At 42.2% G+C, this 15,459-nt stretch carries 15 protein-coding genes, 1 rRNA gene and 1 pseudogene; 14 read left to right on the forward strand and 3 right to left on the reverse strand.

Annotation, left to right across the window (positions count from 1 at the left end):
- Nucleotide 1: 1 nt before the first annotated feature.
- The 10 genes and pseudogenes from fabL to ACN6NB_RS04110 all read left to right on the forward strand — a co-directional run bounded on the left by fabL (nucleotide 2) and on the right by ACN6NB_RS04110 (nucleotide 9,549).
- Nucleotides 2–754 carry an enoyl-[acyl-carrier-protein] reductase FabL gene (fabL, locus tag ACN6NB_RS04065; RefSeq protein WP_024425211.1) on the forward strand — a complete coding sequence of 251 codons (753 nt, stop codon included), beginning with the start codon at nucleotides 2–4 and terminating at the stop codon, nucleotides 752–754.
- A gap of 75 nt (nucleotides 755–829) precedes the next feature.
- A pseudogene (locus tag ACN6NB_RS04070) lies at nucleotides 830–979 on the forward strand (gamma-type small acid-soluble spore protein); the annotation flags it as partial.
- 174 nt (nucleotides 980–1,153) lie between these two features.
- A complete protein-coding gene (locus tag ACN6NB_RS04075; protein WP_039177303.1) occupies nucleotides 1,154–1,414 on the forward strand; it encodes a YgaB family protein in 261 nt (86 codons plus the stop codon).
- Nucleotides 1,415–1,561: 147 nt separating this feature from the next.
- Nucleotides 1,562–2,092, forward strand: a complete 531-nt coding sequence (gene ntdP / locus ACN6NB_RS04080) for a nucleoside tri-diphosphate phosphatase (protein ID WP_024425209.1) — start codon at nucleotides 1,562–1,564, stop codon at nucleotides 2,090–2,092.
- A gap of 95 nt (nucleotides 2,093–2,187) precedes the next feature.
- Entirely contained in the window at nucleotides 2,188–3,930 is a 1,743-nt protein-coding gene (locus ACN6NB_RS04085; RefSeq protein WP_099663068.1) for an ABC transporter ATP-binding protein, read from the forward strand.
- Nucleotides 3,931–4,042: 112 nt separating this feature from the next.
- Complete coding sequence (locus ACN6NB_RS04090) at nucleotides 4,043–5,065, forward strand: ABC transporter ATP-binding protein (protein ID WP_327842400.1); 1,023 nt, start codon at nucleotides 4,043–4,045, stop codon at nucleotides 5,063–5,065.
- Nucleotides 5,034–6,011, forward strand: a complete 978-nt coding sequence (locus ACN6NB_RS04095; RefSeq protein ID WP_144464370.1) for an ABC transporter ATP-binding protein — start codon at nucleotides 5,034–5,036, stop codon at nucleotides 6,009–6,011. Before ACN6NB_RS04090 ends, ACN6NB_RS04095 begins: the two co-directional genes overlap by 32 nt.
- Entirely contained in the window at nucleotides 5,986–7,572 is a 1,587-nt protein-coding gene (locus ACN6NB_RS04100) for an ABC transporter substrate-binding protein (protein ID WP_144464372.1), read from the forward strand. Before ACN6NB_RS04095 ends, ACN6NB_RS04100 begins: the two co-directional genes overlap by 26 nt.
- A gap of 61 nt (nucleotides 7,573–7,633) precedes the next feature.
- Nucleotides 7,634–8,635 carry an ABC transporter permease gene (locus tag ACN6NB_RS04105; protein ID WP_041087395.1) on the forward strand — a complete coding sequence of 334 codons (1,002 nt, stop codon included), beginning with the start codon at nucleotides 7,634–7,636 and terminating at the stop codon, nucleotides 8,633–8,635.
- A gap of 17 nt (nucleotides 8,636–8,652) precedes the next feature.
- On the forward strand, nucleotides 8,653–9,549 hold the full coding sequence (locus ACN6NB_RS04110) for an ABC transporter permease (protein ID WP_048240058.1): 897 nt from the start codon (nucleotides 8,653–8,655) through the stop codon (nucleotides 9,547–9,549).
- 228 nt (nucleotides 9,550–9,777) lie between these two features.
- On the opposite strand, the gene ACN6NB_RS04115 is transcribed toward ACN6NB_RS04110, so the two are convergent.
- Complete coding sequence (locus ACN6NB_RS04115) at nucleotides 9,778–10,851, reverse strand: FUSC family protein (protein ID WP_039177329.1); 1,074 nt, start codon at nucleotides 10,849–10,851, stop codon at nucleotides 9,778–9,780.
- Nucleotides 10,852–11,098: 247 nt separating this feature from the next.
- Entirely contained in the window at nucleotides 11,099–12,394 is a 1,296-nt protein-coding gene (locus ACN6NB_RS04120) for a glutamate-1-semialdehyde 2,1-aminomutase (protein WP_064497769.1), read from the reverse strand.
- 129 nt (nucleotides 12,395–12,523) lie between these two features.
- Here ACN6NB_RS04120 and bcp point away from each other — a divergent pair, with 129 nt between their 5' ends.
- On the forward strand, nucleotides 12,524–12,991 hold the full coding sequence (gene bcp / locus ACN6NB_RS04125; RefSeq protein ID WP_024425791.1) for a thioredoxin-dependent thiol peroxidase: 468 nt from the start codon (nucleotides 12,524–12,526) through the stop codon (nucleotides 12,989–12,991).
- A gap of 157 nt (nucleotides 12,992–13,148) precedes the next feature.
- Entirely contained in the window at nucleotides 13,149–13,586 is a 438-nt protein-coding gene (gene perR, locus ACN6NB_RS04130) for a peroxide-responsive transcriptional repressor PerR (RefSeq protein ID WP_003217782.1), read from the forward strand.
- A gap of 36 nt (nucleotides 13,587–13,622) precedes the next feature.
- On the opposite strand, the gene ACN6NB_RS04135 is transcribed toward perR, so the two are convergent.
- Complete coding sequence (locus ACN6NB_RS04135) at nucleotides 13,623–13,970, reverse strand: YgzB family protein (protein WP_024425201.1); 348 nt, start codon at nucleotides 13,968–13,970, stop codon at nucleotides 13,623–13,625.
- Between the two features lie 189 nt (nucleotides 13,971–14,159).
- Between ACN6NB_RS04135 and ACN6NB_RS04140 the strand changes: the two genes are divergently transcribed.
- Together ACN6NB_RS04140 and ACN6NB_RS04145 are read left to right on the forward strand one after the other, a co-directional pair.
- Complete coding sequence (locus ACN6NB_RS04140) at nucleotides 14,160–15,038, forward strand: nucleotidyltransferase-like protein (protein ID WP_024425790.1); 879 nt, start codon at nucleotides 14,160–14,162, stop codon at nucleotides 15,036–15,038.
- Nucleotides 15,039–15,356: 318 nt separating this feature from the next.
- Nucleotides 15,357–15,459: ribosomal RNA gene (locus tag ACN6NB_RS04145) — 16S ribosomal RNA — on the forward strand; the annotation flags it as partial.

Consider the following 15,459-nt stretch of genomic DNA (forward strand, 5'->3'; position numbering starts at 1 on the left):
AATGAGTCAACGTAAATGTGCATTAATTACAGGAAGCAGCAGAGGAGTAGGGAAAGAAGTGGCCCTTCGCCTCGCTGAAAAAGGATATGACATTGTCATTAACTATGCGAGAAGCAAAAAAGCCGCACTTGAAACAGCGGAAGAAATTGAAGCGATGGGCGTTAAAACATTGGTTGTTAAAGCCAATGTTGGCCAGCCTGAGAAAATCAAAGACATGTTTCAGCAAATCGATGAAACCTTTGGCCGTTTAGATGTATTTGTGAACAACGCGGCATCAGGGGTTCAGCGTCCAATTATGGACCTTGAAGAAAATCATTGGGATTGGACGATGAATATCAATGCGAAAGCTTTGTTATTCTGCGGACAAGAAGCGGCGAAACTAATGGAGAAAAACGGGGGCGGACATATCGTCAGTATTAGCTCTCTTGGCTCTATCCGCTACCTTGAAAATTACACAGTAGTCGGTGTATCAAAAGCAGCACTAGAAGCTTTAACACGTTACCTTTCAGTGGAGCTTTCACAAAAAAATATCGTCGTCAACGCTGTATCAGGCGGCGCGATCGATACAGATGCACTTAAGCACTTCCCGAACCGTGAAGAGCTTTTAGAAGATGCGAAGAAAAACACACCTGCCGGCCGAATGGTGGAAATTAAAGACATGGTCGACAGCGTGGAATTCCTTGTATCAGGCAAAGCAGACATGATTAGAGGCCAGACGATTATTGTCGATGGCGGACGTTCTTTGCTTGTTTAAAAAATTCATGAATAGGATGTACACCTTCTGCACAAATTAATGTGCGTGGAGGTGATAATGATGGATCAACAACAAAACAAAACAAACGCACAACAAGTGAAGAAACAAAACCAAGCTGCTGCACAAGGTGGTCAATACGGCACTGAATTTGCTAGCGAGACTGACGCACAGCATGTAAAAAAATACAACCAAAAAGCTGAGCAAAACAAACAACAAAACAGCTAATCACTGAAACAAAGGAAAGCACTTCATATACGAATGAAGTGCTTTTCTTTTTGCCTCGCACCACCATCCGACAAAACCTGTAAAACCTCTACATAAACAGTCAAAGGATTTCCTCCTTCTTTCAAGAAATGGTATACATACAAAAAGTGGATTAGATGAAAAGGGAGGAGTTAGATGTCTGATTTCGATCAGCTTGTAAAAGAACAAATGCAGCTCATGGATCAGCTGCTCGACGTGCAGGGAGAACTCGATCTATGCTTAGAAACAGAAAAACAATTGCTGCAGGATGAAAAAAAAGAAGAGTGGCATAGGCTTTGTGATCAGATCAAACAGAAACGTGAGGAACTGCAAAAAGTGCAAACCTTATTTACAAAACAGACAGAAGAGGTCATCAATTCATATAAACAGATGGAAAAGAGTTCTAGCGTGATGTAAATCAGTGTGCCGTTCAATTGGGTTGAATGGCTTTTTCATTTCATTTTTTAATGATGTAACGGTATAATATAATAGAGACATGTTTAGTTGGGAAATTAGGTCTTTGGACTGTTAGGTTTGTTTGTTATAGAAAGTAGGGGAGAAAATATGGGCTATCCCAAGGAAGGAGAAACCATCCAAATTCAAAGCTATAAACATAATGGCTTGATCCACAGGATTTGGAATGAAACCACCATTCTGAAAGCAACGGAATTGTGTATCATTGGTGCAAACGACCGTACAATGGTGACTGAATCCGACGGCCGTACTTGGATGACGAGAGAACCGGCTATTTGCTATTTCCATGCAAAACAATGGTTTAATGTAATTGGGATGCTTAGAGATGATGGGGTATATTACTACTGCAACATCAGCTCTCCTTTTGCGACAGATGATGAGGCAATTAAGTATATTGATTACGATTTAGACGTCAAAGTCTTTCCAGACATGACGTACAATATTTTGGATGAGGACGAATATGCAGATCATAAGAGGCAGATGAATTATCCAAAAGAAATCGATAGTATCTTAAGAGAGCATCTAAATACATTACTGCATTGGATTCACCAGCGGAAAGGTCCGTTTGCTCCTGAATTTGTGGATATGTGGTATGAACGTTTTTTACATTATACAAAATAAGCAAGAGCATCAAAAAACCTGTTTGGCTTTTTAGGCTAACAGGTTTTTGACTGCGTACGGATAAGAGGCACTGATAGATTGGGAAGGAGATTTACATGGGGGTCATTAAACGCTACATGGCTTTTGTAACACCGTATAAAAAACAGATTGCATTGACAATGGTCATCGGGATGATTAAATTCTCGATTCCGTTAACATTGCCTCTGCTTTTAAAGTATGTCATTGATGATGTCATTCAAGGCTCGGGGTCGCCTGAAGAAAAGACATCAACTCTACTGATCATAATGGGAATCATGCTCGTATTATTTTTAGTGATGAGGCCGCCTGTTGAATACTATAGACAATACTACGCGCAGTGGACAGGCAGTAAAGTATTGTTTGATATTCGGGAGAAGCTGTTCTCGCATATTCAAAAGCTAAGTCTTCGTTATTATGCCAACACGAGAACAGGAGAAATTATTTCAAGAGTGATCAACGATGTGGAGCAGACAAAGGAATTTGTTATCACAGGTCTCATGAACATTTGGCTGGATATGATGACTGTACTGATCGTGATCGCCATTATGTGTACACTGGATCTGAAGCTCACGATCGTGTCTGTCATTATTTTTCCACTATACGCGTTTGCAGTAAAGTATTTTTACGGACGGCTGCGCAAGCTGACAAAAGAGCGGTCACAGGCGCTGGCTGAAGTGCAAGGACACCTGCATGAGCGGGTACAAGGAATGCCGGTCATTCGCAGCTTTGCGATTGAAGAATATGAACAAGAGAATTTTCATGATGAAAACAAAAATTTCTTAAACAAAGCAATCAACCATACGAATTGGAACGCCAAAACATTTGCTGTCGTCAATACCATCACCGACATTGCGCCGCTGTTAATCATTGCATTTGCGGGCTACACAGTAATTAACGGATCGCTGTCGATCGGGACCATGATCGCCTTTGTCGGCTATATTGACCGGATGTACAATCCGATTCGCCGTCTCATTAACTCATCTACGACGTTAACCCAGTCCGTTGCGTCAATGGATCGGATCTTTGAGTTTATTGATGAGCCATATGAGGTCACAGACCGGCCGAATGCAAAAGAAGCCAATCATTTAAAAGGAGAGGTCGAGTTTAAAAATGTGTCGTTTCGTTATGAACACACGCAGGAAGAGATTCTGCACAATATCTCCTTAAAAGTAGAAAAAGGACAAACGGTTGCCCTTGTAGGAATGAGTGGCGGAGGAAAATCGACACTCGTCAGCTTAATTCCAAGGTTTTATGATGTCACAAACGGGTCACTTGAAATTGACGGCATTGATATCAAAGAGTACAAAGCAAGAAGTCTTCGAAATCAAGTCGGAATGGTGCTGCAGGATACATTCCTATTCAGTGACACGATTAAAGAAAATATTGCGGTTGGTGACCCTGAAGCACCTTTTGAAAAAATCGTGTCGGCTGCAAAAGCGGCAAATGCGCATGATTTTATTATGTCTCTTCCTGAAGGATATGACACGAAAGTAGGAGAACGGGGCGTAAAGCTGTCAGGCGGACAAAAACAGCGGATTTCGATTGCAAGGGTATTTCTAAAAAATCCACCGCTGTTGATTTTAGATGAAGCAACGTCTGCACTTGATTTAGAAAGTGAGCATTACATTCAAGAAGCGATGCAAAAGCTGGCGAAGGATCGCACAACTTTTATTGTCGCACACCGCTTATCAACCATTACACACGCTGACCAAATTGTGGTCATGGAACAAGGCGAAATAGTGGAAAAAGGAACACACGAAGAATTAATGAACCAAGACAGTCACTATCGTCATTTATTTACCATTCAAACATTAAATTAGTAGAAGCCTATCCGATTCTAGCGGATAGGCTTTTTTATGCTTGTCAAAAACATGACATATTTCCCAGCTTGTCTCAATACAATTTTAAAAAGTATGACGGGGTGGTGAATATGTGAAAGAACAAGACGTGCTGCTAGATGTCAAACAGCTGTCCATTGCGTTTCAGCAGAAAAAGCAAAAAGTGCCCATCGTCCATCACATATCGTTCTCGATACAAAAAGGGGAAACGTTAGGAATTGTGGGCGAATCTGGCTGCGGGAAAAGCATCACAAGCATGTCATTGATGGGTCTGAATCAGCAAACCGATACAACGGGCGAGGTTCATTTCGAAGGGCAAAATCTGCTGTCACTTTCAGAGAAACAGTGGCGAGAGATAAGAGGAAATGACATTTCGATGATTTTCCAAGAGCCCATGACTTCTCTGAATCCATTAATGACCATCGGCAAACAAATGACGGAAGCCCTTTTCACACATCAATCAATCGGTCAAAAAGAAGCAAAAGCGAAGGCGATTGATCTGCTTCAAACAGTTGGGTTGAAGCAAGCAGAATCGCTGCTGAAAAAATATCCACATGAATTATCAGGCGGTATGCGCCAGCGTGTGATGATTGCAATGGCAATGCTTTGTCACCCAAAGCTCATGATCGCTGATGAACCGACAACTGCACTTGATGTCACCATCCAAGCGCAAATCCTTCGTCTGCTCAAAAAGCTGAACGAAGAGATGGACACTGCTATTTTATTTATTACCCATGATCTAGGTGTCGTGCGGCAAATATGCCAGCGAGTCATGATTATGTATGCCGGTCGAATTGTAGAAGAAGGAACCGTTGACCGTATTTTTCAAAAACCTCTGCATCCCTACACGAAAGGTCTTTTCGCCTCAGTTCCATCGTTTAAAGAGAAAAAAGAAAAACTCATCTCTATTGCAGGTCATGTGCCTAAGCCAGGGGCCATCCGGTCCGGCTGTCAATTTGCACCACGCTGTCCATATCAAATGACGCAATGTCTTGAAAAAGATCCAGCCTTACAATCCATTGAACACGATCACCGCGTGGCATGTTTTCTAATGGAAGGAGGAGAAGACACTGAGTCACCCACTCTTGCAAGTGAATCAGCTGACAAAACGGTATGACACAGCTGCTTTTTTTTCTAAACATAAACAATCGACTTTGGCTTTAAATCAAGTCTCCTTTCACGTGAAGGAAGGAGAAACGCTTGGCATTGTTGGTGAATCAGGCTGCGGGAAATCAACACTTGGCAAAAGCTTGATGAGATTGACTGAACCGACGTCAGGCTCTATTCAATTAAAAGGGCGGGAGATCACCCTTCTGAAAGAACGAGACATGCGTTCCTTAAGAAAAGATATTCAAATGATCTTTCAAGATCCTTATGCTTCTTTAAATCCGAGAATGAAAATCAAAGATATTTTAGAGGAACCGCTGATTGTTCATCATCATGGGACGAAAGCAGAAAGACGGAAACGGGTTAAAGAGATGCTGCACATTGTTGGATTTGATCCTTCCTACGGGGAACGTTATGCGCACCAATTCAGCGGCGGACAAAGGCAGCGTATTGGCATTGCTAGAGCGCTCATTACGCACCCAAGTCTTGTCATTGCCGATGAACCAGTTTCGGCTTTAGATGTATCCGTTCAAGCGCAAATTTTGAATTTGATGCTTGAATTACAAAAGACGCTTGCTCTGACGTATCTATTTATTTCTCACGACCTTGGGGTTGTCAGATATATGAGCGACCGGATCGCCGTCATGTATGCTGGGCGCATTGTCGAGATGGGGCCTGCCGAAGAGGTGTTTCACAGCCCGCTTCATCCCTATACGTCGCTGCTTCTGAAATCCATTCCACATATGGATCACGTACTAGAGTCGCAAGATGTGGCAGCAGAAGAGACCACAATGGCGGAACGCGGCGGCTGTCCTTTCTACAAAAGGTGTCCAAAAAGATGGGAGACATGCCTGAAAGCCGTTCCTGCTTTGTATGAGAAGGAACCGGGGCACGCGGCCGCGTGTTATTTATATCAAAAGGAGGAACACAATGAAGAAGACATGGTTATTCAGTAGTTTCATTTTTGTGCTGGCACTGGCGCTCTTTTTAGGGGGATGCTCATCATCACCGACATCGGAAGAAAAGGCAACAAAAGATACCCTCGTATTTGGCAGAGGGGGAGATTCCACTTCACTAGATCCAATCACAACGACAGAAGGCGAAACCTTCAAGGTCACAGAGAATATATTTGAAAAGCTTTTGAATTACGGTGAGAAAGACACGACCATCCATCCCGGCCTCGCAACAGAATGGGATGTTGCAAAGGACGGAAAATCATACACGTTCTACTTAAGAGAAGGTGTGAAATTTCATGATGGCACAGATTTTAACGCAGAAGCAGTGAAATTCAACTTTGACCGCTGGATGAATGGAGACGCAGAAAAGTTCCCTTACTATGGCATGTTTGGCGGCTATAAAAAAGATAAAGGGCATGTCATTAAAGACATCATCGTCAAAGGCGAGCATGAAATTGAATTTCAGCTAAAGCGTCCGCAGGCAACATTCCTCAAAAACATTGCCATGTCACCATTTGGCATTGCCAGTCCAGCGGCCGTTGAAAAAAGCGGTGATTCATTTAGAGAAAATCCGGTGGGGACAGGACCATTCAAGTTTAAAGAGTGGAAGCAAAACGACCGTATCGTGTTAGAAAAGAATGACGATTATTGGGAGAAGGATAAACCAAAGCTGAATCAAATCATCTTCCGCTCCATTCCAGAAAACTCTGCTCGTTTAAATGCCTTGAAAACAGGAGAGATCGACTTAATGGATGGCGTGAATCCGTCAGATTTAGATGGCATTAAAACCGACAAAGCACTCCAGCTCATTGAAAGACCATCGATGAACGTAGGGTATATCGGACTGACCGTCACAAGAAAGCCGCTTGATAACAAGCTGGTTCGTCAGGCACTCAATTATGCGGTCGATAAAGAATCGATTATTGAGTCATTTTATGGCGGACTTGCTGAGCCCGCAAAAAACCCATTGCCGCCAGCTTTAGAAGGCTACAATGATGACATTGAGCCATATCCGTATGATCCAGAAAAAGCGAAAGAACTATTAAAAGAAGCGGGCTTCCCTGATGGCTTTCGCATCAAACTTTGGGCGATGCCTGTACCACGTCCATACATGCCAGATGGGATGAAGGTAGCAGAAGTCATTCAGTCAAATTTTGAAAAAGTCGGTGTCAAAGCAGAAATTGTGACATATGACTGGGCGACCTATTTAGATAAAGCAAGTAAAGGGGAAGCAGATGTGTTCTTATTAGGCTGGACAGGAGACAATGGCGATCCTGATAATTTCATTTACACACTGCTGGACAAAGACAGCATTGGCGGTAACAACTATACATTCTTCGAAAACGATAAAATGCATGACATCCTCATTGAAGCGCAAACAGACACAGATCAAAAGAAACGAAATGAGCTGTATAAAAAAGCACAGGAAATCATTCATGACGAAGCACCTTGGATTCCATTGGTGCATTCAATTCCAATGCTTGCCGCATCTAATGATTTAAAAGGCTACCAGCCGCATCCAACCGGTTCAGAAGCTTTAACTGACGTGTATTTCGAATAAGCAAATAAGGGAGATCTTATATCTCCCTTATTCAAACAAAGATGAAGGCGGTGAAAGCTGTTTGTTTGCTTATTGTATGAAGCGGGCAGGAATGCTCATCCCAGTACTGATCGGAATGACATTGGTCGTGTTTTCAATTATTCGTTTTATACCTGGAAATCCAGCGCAGGTCATCTTAGGACAGCGGGCAACGAAAGAGGCAGTAGAACAATTAACGATCCAGCTCGGTTTAGATCAGCCATGGTATGTTCAATATGGTCATTATATGCTTGGCCTTTTAAAAGGGGATTTAGGGACCTCCATTCGAACAGGAGCGGCTATTGCCCAGGAAATGAAGCCTTACTTATTTGCGACGTTAGAATTGACCTTTTTTGCCATGGTGCTGGCGATTGTCGTGGGAGTGAATGCCGGAATCATTAGTGCTTGGTTTAAGCATTCTTTCTTTGATTATGCCGCGATGTTTATTGCACTTATCGGAGTGTCCATGCCGATTTTCTGGTTAGGCTTAATGGGGCAGTGGCTGTTCTCGATCGAATTAGGTATTTTGCCGACAACGGGCCGAGAAGACGTAAGGAATCCAGTGGAGTCGATTACGTATATTCATACACTGGACACGCTTTTGCAAGGCCGGTTTGATCAATTCGCTGACAGTATCAAGCATTTGATCTTACCAAGTACAGCACTCGCGACAATCCCTGCAGCGATTATTGCGAGAATTACAAGGGCAAGTATGCTGGAAGTGCTTCATTCAGATTTTATTCGAACAGCAAAAGCAAAAGGGGTACGTTCATTGTTCATCATTTATCAGCATGGTCTGAAAAATGCGCTCATTCCGATCTTGACGATTATTGGTCTTCAGACAGGCCTCTTACTTGGTGGAGCGATTTTAACAGAAACCATTTTTGCTTGGCCGGGAATTGGCCGGTATATATATGACGCCATCAGTTATCGTGATTACCCAGTCATTCAAACAGGCATTCTCGTCGTTGCGCTCATATTTGTCCTGATCAATTTCATTGTGGACATCTTGTATGCGGTTATTGATCCAAGGATTAAATATTAGGGAAGGAGAGTGACAATATGGAAGCACAAAAAGAGCTTGACCCACCTCAGCCAAAAGATGAACGCCCTCAATCATTGATTCTTGAATCAATGAAACAGTTCTTTCAGCATAAGCTGGCGGTCATTGGCAGTGTGATTGTCTTTTTATTTCTCATCCTAGCGATCTTTGCACCGCTCATTGCTCCTTATGGAATCAATGAACAATCACTTGGTGAGCGATTTAGTGCCCCCTCAGCTGCACACTGGTTTGGTACAGATGATTTCGGTAGAGATATCTTTTCAAGAGTTGTGCATGGAGCACGGATTTCCTTATGGGTCGGTTTCTTCTCGGTTCTCGGGTCTGTCATTTTAGGCACACTGCTTGGATTGATAGCTGGCTATGGCGGAAGAGTGCTAGATGCTGTGATCTCGAGATTGTTTGATATTTTACTTGCTTTTCCTAGCATTCTCTTAGCGATTGCTATTGTCTCCATCCTAGGCCCCTCCTTACAAAATGCCCTTATTGCCATTGCGATTATTAATGTCCCAACTTTTGGACGGCTCGTTCGTTCAAAAGTACTGAGTATTAAACAAGAAGAATACGTGCTGGCAGCAAAGGCGGTTGGGATGTCACACCGCCGCATCGTGCTGCGCCACATTCTGCCAAATAGTATGGTGCCGGTCATCGTACAGGCGACGCTAGCGATCGGAACGGCAATTATTGAGGCAGCGGCTTTAGGCTTTTTAGGATTGGGTGCACAGGCGCCAAGTCCAGAATGGGGAAAAATGCTCGCCGACGCGAGACCTTATCTCGTTCAAGCCCCTTGGACATTATTCTTCCCAGGGATAGCAATCATGCTGACGGTTCTAGGCTTTAACCTGATGGGGGATGGATTAAGAGACACACTGGATCCTAAAATGAAGAAAATAAAATAAGACCGATTCTCAGAATCGGTCTCAGCGCACTGACAAACCCTCGCATTCGGTGTCAGTCCTGCGTGCCGGTGCTCACGAATACTCAATTCGCTCCGCTCCAGTACTCGTTCTTCCTAGACTGCAAAGGTTTTCAGAGCACGCTGAAAAGAAGACAAAGAGATAAAATCAAGATCATTTTAGCTCTTTGTCAACAATTTAAGACCGATTCTAGGAATCGGTCTTTTCTGTTTATGCTTCTTTTTCTTCTGTCTCAATTTCACTATCTTTTGGGTGATACGTCTGGAAGCTTGTAATCAATGTATCTAAATGCTCTAATTCATCACGGTACTCAATGATGCTGGACATGACATTCAGCATATTGTAATCGAGTAAGTCGTTTTCTTGGTTTTGCTGATGCTGAATAAATGATTTCGTTAACGTCTCAAGGCGAAGAGAGCATTCATTTTGAAATTCATCGTCCTGCGGCTTCATTTTTCCGACGAATTTCATCAAGGTGCGCTCATGCCAATACAGTAAATAATCAATTTCATCCGTTAGGCTTTCCCTGAAATGCTCTGGCATCAAATGAATCTCATTTTCTAATTTATGAAGCTTTTTCAGCAAATATAGCGCGCGATTTGATGCCATAATGGCCTGCCTGAACAAAACAAGTTTTCTTGATTTGACATAGGTGGTTTTCTTTAAATAGCTTCGTTCTTCTTTGTATAACAAGTAAATGTGATCTAATTTGATCATGCGTTCTTTTATTTGATCGATGTCATCCTTTAAAGTGGAATGATCAGTAGACTGTCTGGAGGTCAGACGGATCCATTTTAAAATCTCCTCCGTATTTTCCATAATGTGATGAACAAGCTTTGTTTCATACTTTGGCGGCAGGAAGATTAAATTCACTAAAAATGAAGAAAGAACTCCTAACACCACAGTAGCTGTTCTAATTAAGGCAAAGGAAAGGAAATGATCCCCTGCACTTTCTAAAATCGCGATGACGGTTACAAGTGCAATTGGAATTGTGTGTTCAATCTTCAGCTTTAAATTAATGGCGATAACCATGACGGCGGTTAAACCGATAATGACTGGTCCTGTGCCAAAAAGCAGACCGAACGTAATGGCAAGTGCTGCTCCAATAATATTGGCTTGCACTTGATCAACAATAGTTAAAAAAGATCGATAAATAGATGGCTGGATAGCAAATACAGCTGCAATTCCCGCGAAGACGGGCGTTGGCAACCCAAGCCATGTTGCCAGGTAAAGCGCGAGTACAATGGCAATACCAGTTTTTAAAATACGGGCTCCAAGTTTCATTGGTTTTGTCCCTGCATTCCTTTCTTTTCGATAATAGAAGATCACTCGTCATTTATCATTCATATTTTGATGAAACAACTAAGTAATATACAGCGGTCTTCCGAAATATTCAAGTGATTTTTGAAAGTTCATGAAAACATCAAAAGAAGGTATTGAGAAGAAATGTAACAGATTCGCACGCTTTTGACAAACAAGAGCTGGTCAATAAAAAAACAGGCGCATGTTTTTACGCCTGTTTTGGACTTCATTATGATTGTTTCAGCTGTGCAAACGCATGATCTACTGCTTGCAGCGTCTCGGAAATATCTTTTTCAGTATGTGCAATTGTTAAGAACCAAGCTTCATATTTAGAAGGAGCGAGGTTAATGCCTTGCGCGAGCATTAATTTGAAGAAGCGGGCAAACATTTCGCCATCCGTATTTTCAGCCTGCTCGTAGTTCACAATCGTTTCTGTTGTGAAATAAATTGTGAGAGCACCTTTTAAGCGATTCACTGTAATATCTACTTGATGCTTTTTGGCATGGGTTAAAATGCCTTCTTCTAACATAGCGCCAAGCTGATCAAGACGTTCGTAAACGCCATCTTCTTTTAACACTTCCAAGCAGGCAATACCTGAAAGAATGGATGCAGGATTTCCTGCCATTGTGCCAGCTTGATAGGCTGGTCCAAGCGGAGCAACTTGCTCCATAATTTCTTTTTTACCGCCGTAAGCACCGATAGGAAGTCCGCCGCCAATAATTTTTCCTAATGCAGTAAGGTCAGGTTTTACTTGAAGCAAGTCCTGTGCACCGCCATACATAAAGCGGAAAGCGGTAATGACTTCATCATAAATCACCAGTGCGCCTTTTTCATGTGTGAGGTCATTGACCTGCTGCAGGAAACCGTCCTTAGGTTCCACGATGCCGAAGTTCCCGACAATTGGCTCGACAAGGACAGCAGCTACTTCATCGCCCCAGCGATCCAATGCTTCTTTATAGCTGTCAATATCATTAAATGGAACGGTAATGACTTCATTGGCGATACTCTTTGGTACACCCGCGGAATCAGGTGTTCCTAAAGTGGAAGGACCAGAGCCTGCTGCCACTAGTACAAGATCAGAGTGGCCGTGATAGCATCCGGCAAACTTAATAATTTTTGTTCTGCCTGTATATGCGCGAGCTACTCGAATCGTTGTCATCACCGCTTCTGTACCTGAGTTGACAAAACGAACTTTGTCCAAAGCAGGCATGGCTTCCTTCAGCATTTTAGCAAAAGTGACTTCATGCTTCGTTGGTGTTCCGTAAAGGACACCTGTTTCAGCCGCTTTCGTGATGGCTTTTGTAATATGCGGGTGGGCGTGTCCTGTAATAATTGGACCGTATGCTGCTAGATAGTCGATATAGCGGTTTCCGTCAACATCCCAAAAATAAGCGCCTTCTCCTCTTTCCATCGCAACGGGTGAACCGCCGCCTACTGCCTTATATGAACGAGACGGGCTGTTGACACCTCCAACAATGTGCTCCAGCGCCTCTTGATGTAATTTTTCTGATTCTGTGAATTTCATAAATAGCCTCCTATCTCAACGTATCACGTCGTCTATCATTATTTTAACATGCCGATGCAAGCGTCCTTAGTTGAATATCCTCTCAAAATTGGATAGGCTAATTAAAAAATAGGTTGGAGGGATTGTGTCATGACAATCGAAGTAGGGCAGCAAGTACCTGACATTGAATTAACCGGTGACAATGGGGAGAAAGTAAAGCTTTCTGATTTTAAAGGAAAACATATTGTTCTTTATTTCTATCCAAAAGATATGACACCAGGCTGTACAACAGAAGCATGTGATTTCCGCGACCGCCATCAAAGCTTTGCAGAACTAGATGCTGTCATTATCGGCGTAAGCCCAGACAGTCAGGACAAGCACCAAAAGTTTAAAGAAAAACATGATTTGCCGTTCCTGCTTCTTGTAGACGATGAACAGAAATTGTCTGAAGCCTTTGGCGTATGGAAGCTGAAAAAGAACTTTGGCAAAGAATATATGGGAATCGAGCGTTCAACGTTTCTTATTAATAAAGAAGGCACGCTTGTGAAAGAATGGCGAAAAGTAAAGGTAAAAGACCACGTGGAGGAAGCGCTTGAGGAATTGAAAGCTCACGCTTAATATCCTAACAGGATGAGATCGGCAGTCATGCCGGTCTTTTTTGTAAAGAAGAATAGGTAAAAAAGAGGATTGTAATTGACAAAGTTTCGGCTCTGGGGGTACACTATTTATAAAGATTACAATATAAGAATATTTTTGAAGAGAGGTGCATGATGAAATGGCTGCTCACGAACTAAAAGACGCTTTAGATGCTCTAAAAGAAACCGGTGTTCGAATTACTCCGCAGCGCCATGCCATCTTGGAGTTTCTCGTAAATTCTATGACTCACCCAACCGCAGACGATATATATAAAGCACTTGAAGGAAAATTTCCAAATATGAGTGTCGCAACGGTTTACAACAATTTACGAGTCTTCCGGGAATCTGGATTAGTAAAGGAATTAACGTATGGTGATTCCTCAAGCCGATTTGATTTTGCGACATCTGACCACTACCATGCGATTTGTGAAAACTGCGGAAAAATCGTGGACTTTCACTATCCTGGCCTTGATGAAGTTGAACAGCTTGCATCCCATGTGACGGGCTTTACAGTTAGTCATCATCGCTTGGAGATCTATGGAACTTGTCAAGAATGTGCGAAAAAAGAAAATCATTAATGAAAAAAGCTGACCGGTTAAATGGTCAGCTTATTTTTATGACTTTTTTCGATTGTAGGATTCATCAAACTCTTTACCTTCTAATGCTGGATCAAGTGTAAGCGGCTCCCTGCAATGCATGCACATGTCCACACGCCCAAGCACTTTTGTTTCCTTCTCACAGCCTGGACAAACGACACGTACTGCCTTCGTAGAAAGCATACCAATCCAAAAGTAAACGGCTGTACTTAATCCAATCGATAAGACGCCGAGCAGCATAAAGAAAGTCGACAGCCAGATCGATTCCTTGAAGAACACACCGATATACATGATCAGAAAGCCAACAAAAACCAAACTAAGTGCAAATGTTCTGATTTTATTAATCTTACTGGAGTATTTCGCCATCCCTAGTCCCCCTTGTCTCCAATATAGCACATTTTACCTTTCCGTTTGAATTAGTTATAGAGTTTTGTGAATAAATTGCTTATAATGATTCAATGATCTTTTTTCATGTATTGAAGGATTTTTGATTCTATGAGGAGAAATACATAGCATTAGAGAAGAACTTTACACCCGAGTATTGGAGGAATCACTATGGAAAATCTTCTCCGTCCTATTTATCAAGAGAGAGCAAGCCATCCAGATACATTAGCTGTGATTATAGTAGAAAGAAGACATAAAGTATCTTCTGAGACGGATAACTTTGATGCAGCACTTTTAGTCATCGTAAAAGAAGCGGAAGAACCGTTATTTATCAAGCACTATGAATCCGATCACCAAACAGCTTCTTTAAACGTTGTCACAGATGATCAACTGAAGGAATGGATTACCCTTGGTACTAACCGACGAATCATCGATTGGATTTTGAATGGAAAAGTCCTGTTTGATCGAAATGAATATATTTTCAACTTAATTGATGAACTAAGTACATTCCCGTTTTCAAACCGCAAGCTCAAAATCGGTTTAGAATATGGCAAGCTCATTCGCAGATATATAGAAGGAAAAGCATTTTTTGAGTCAAATCAATTCCTTGATGCATATAATTCCATTGTGCATGCCCTGCATCACTTAGCACGTATTGAAGTAATTGATAAAGGCTTCCACCCAGAAGTGACCGTTTGGAACCAAGTGCGTCATATGGAGCCCGAAGTATACAAACTTTATTCAGAACTGATTGAAAGTCATGAAAGTCTGCATAAGCGTTTAGAACTTTTATTTTTAGCAAATGATTTTTTGATCCATTCAAAAGCAGAAATTGGTGCCGCTCATTTGCGTCATGTCATGGAACAGAAGGATATATGGCTTTTTGGTGAGCTTCTTGCCCACCCTGATCTAAAGTATTTTACACCTGACCTTAGCGTGATGATTGATTTCTTTGTGGAAAAAGGAATTGTTCAAGTGGAGCCGATTGAGACAAAGGGACAAAAAATCTATCATCGAGGATATTTTGTGAAAAAAGATATTGACGCATGAATATTATGATGGTATATTATTAAACGTCGCTAACGAGCAACTGAGTTGCTTTGAAAGAAAAGCTGACAAAAAGAAATTCTAAAAAACACTTGACGCACACGGTGCTCAAATGTTATATTAAGAAAGTCGCCTCTGAGCGATAACGAACATGATCTTTGAAAACTAAACAAGACAAAACGTACCTGTTAATTCGAGTTTTTATAAAAAAATCCTATGATACTTCATAGGTAGTCAGTCAAACGCTGACGAGGCAGGAAATGATCACATGCTAAGTTCGCTACATCGTGTAGCAAAGCATGTGTGATATGCATCCTGCATACCTCGGAGAGTTTGATCCTGGCTCAGGACGAACGCTGGCGGCGTGCCTAATACATGCAAGTCGAGCGGACAGAAGGGAGCTTGCTCCCGGATGTTAGCGGCG

The sequence above is a fragment of the Bacillus sp. 11B20 genome, assembly GCF_056098985.1.

Coding starts and splice junctions, on each gene's coding strand:
- ntdP (WP_024425209.1), top strand. CDS start 1,562: ATGGGCTATCCCAAGGAAGGAGAAACCATCCAAATTCAAAGCTATAAA.
- fabL (WP_024425211.1), top strand. CDS start 2: ATGAGTCAACGTAAATGTGCATTAATTACAGGAAGCAGCAGAGGAGTA.
- ACN6NB_RS04135 (WP_024425201.1), bottom strand. CDS start 13,970: ATGGCGAAATACTCCAGTAAGATTAATAAAATCAGAACATTTGCACTT.
- ACN6NB_RS04120 (WP_064497769.1), bottom strand. CDS start 12,394: ATGAAATTCACAGAATCAGAAAAATTACATCAAGAGGCGCTGGAGCAC.
- ACN6NB_RS04075 (WP_039177303.1), top strand. CDS start 1,154: ATGTCTGATTTCGATCAGCTTGTAAAAGAACAAATGCAGCTCATGGAT.
- ACN6NB_RS04140 (WP_024425790.1), top strand. CDS start 14,160: ATGGAAAATCTTCTCCGTCCTATTTATCAAGAGAGAGCAAGCCATCCA.
- perR (WP_003217782.1), top strand. CDS start 13,149: ATGGCTGCTCACGAACTAAAAGACGCTTTAGATGCTCTAAAAGAAACC.
- bcp (WP_024425791.1), top strand. CDS start 12,524: ATGACAATCGAAGTAGGGCAGCAAGTACCTGACATTGAATTAACCGGT.
- ACN6NB_RS04115 (WP_039177329.1), bottom strand. CDS start 10,851: ATGAAACTTGGAGCCCGTATTTTAAAAACTGGTATTGCCATTGTACTC.
- ACN6NB_RS04100 (WP_144464372.1), top strand. CDS start 5,986: ATGAAGAAGACATGGTTATTCAGTAGTTTCATTTTTGTGCTGGCACTG.
- ACN6NB_RS04085 (WP_099663068.1), top strand. CDS start 2,188: ATGGGGGTCATTAAACGCTACATGGCTTTTGTAACACCGTATAAAAAA.
- ACN6NB_RS04110 (WP_048240058.1), top strand. CDS start 8,653: ATGGAAGCACAAAAAGAGCTTGACCCACCTCAGCCAAAAGATGAACGC.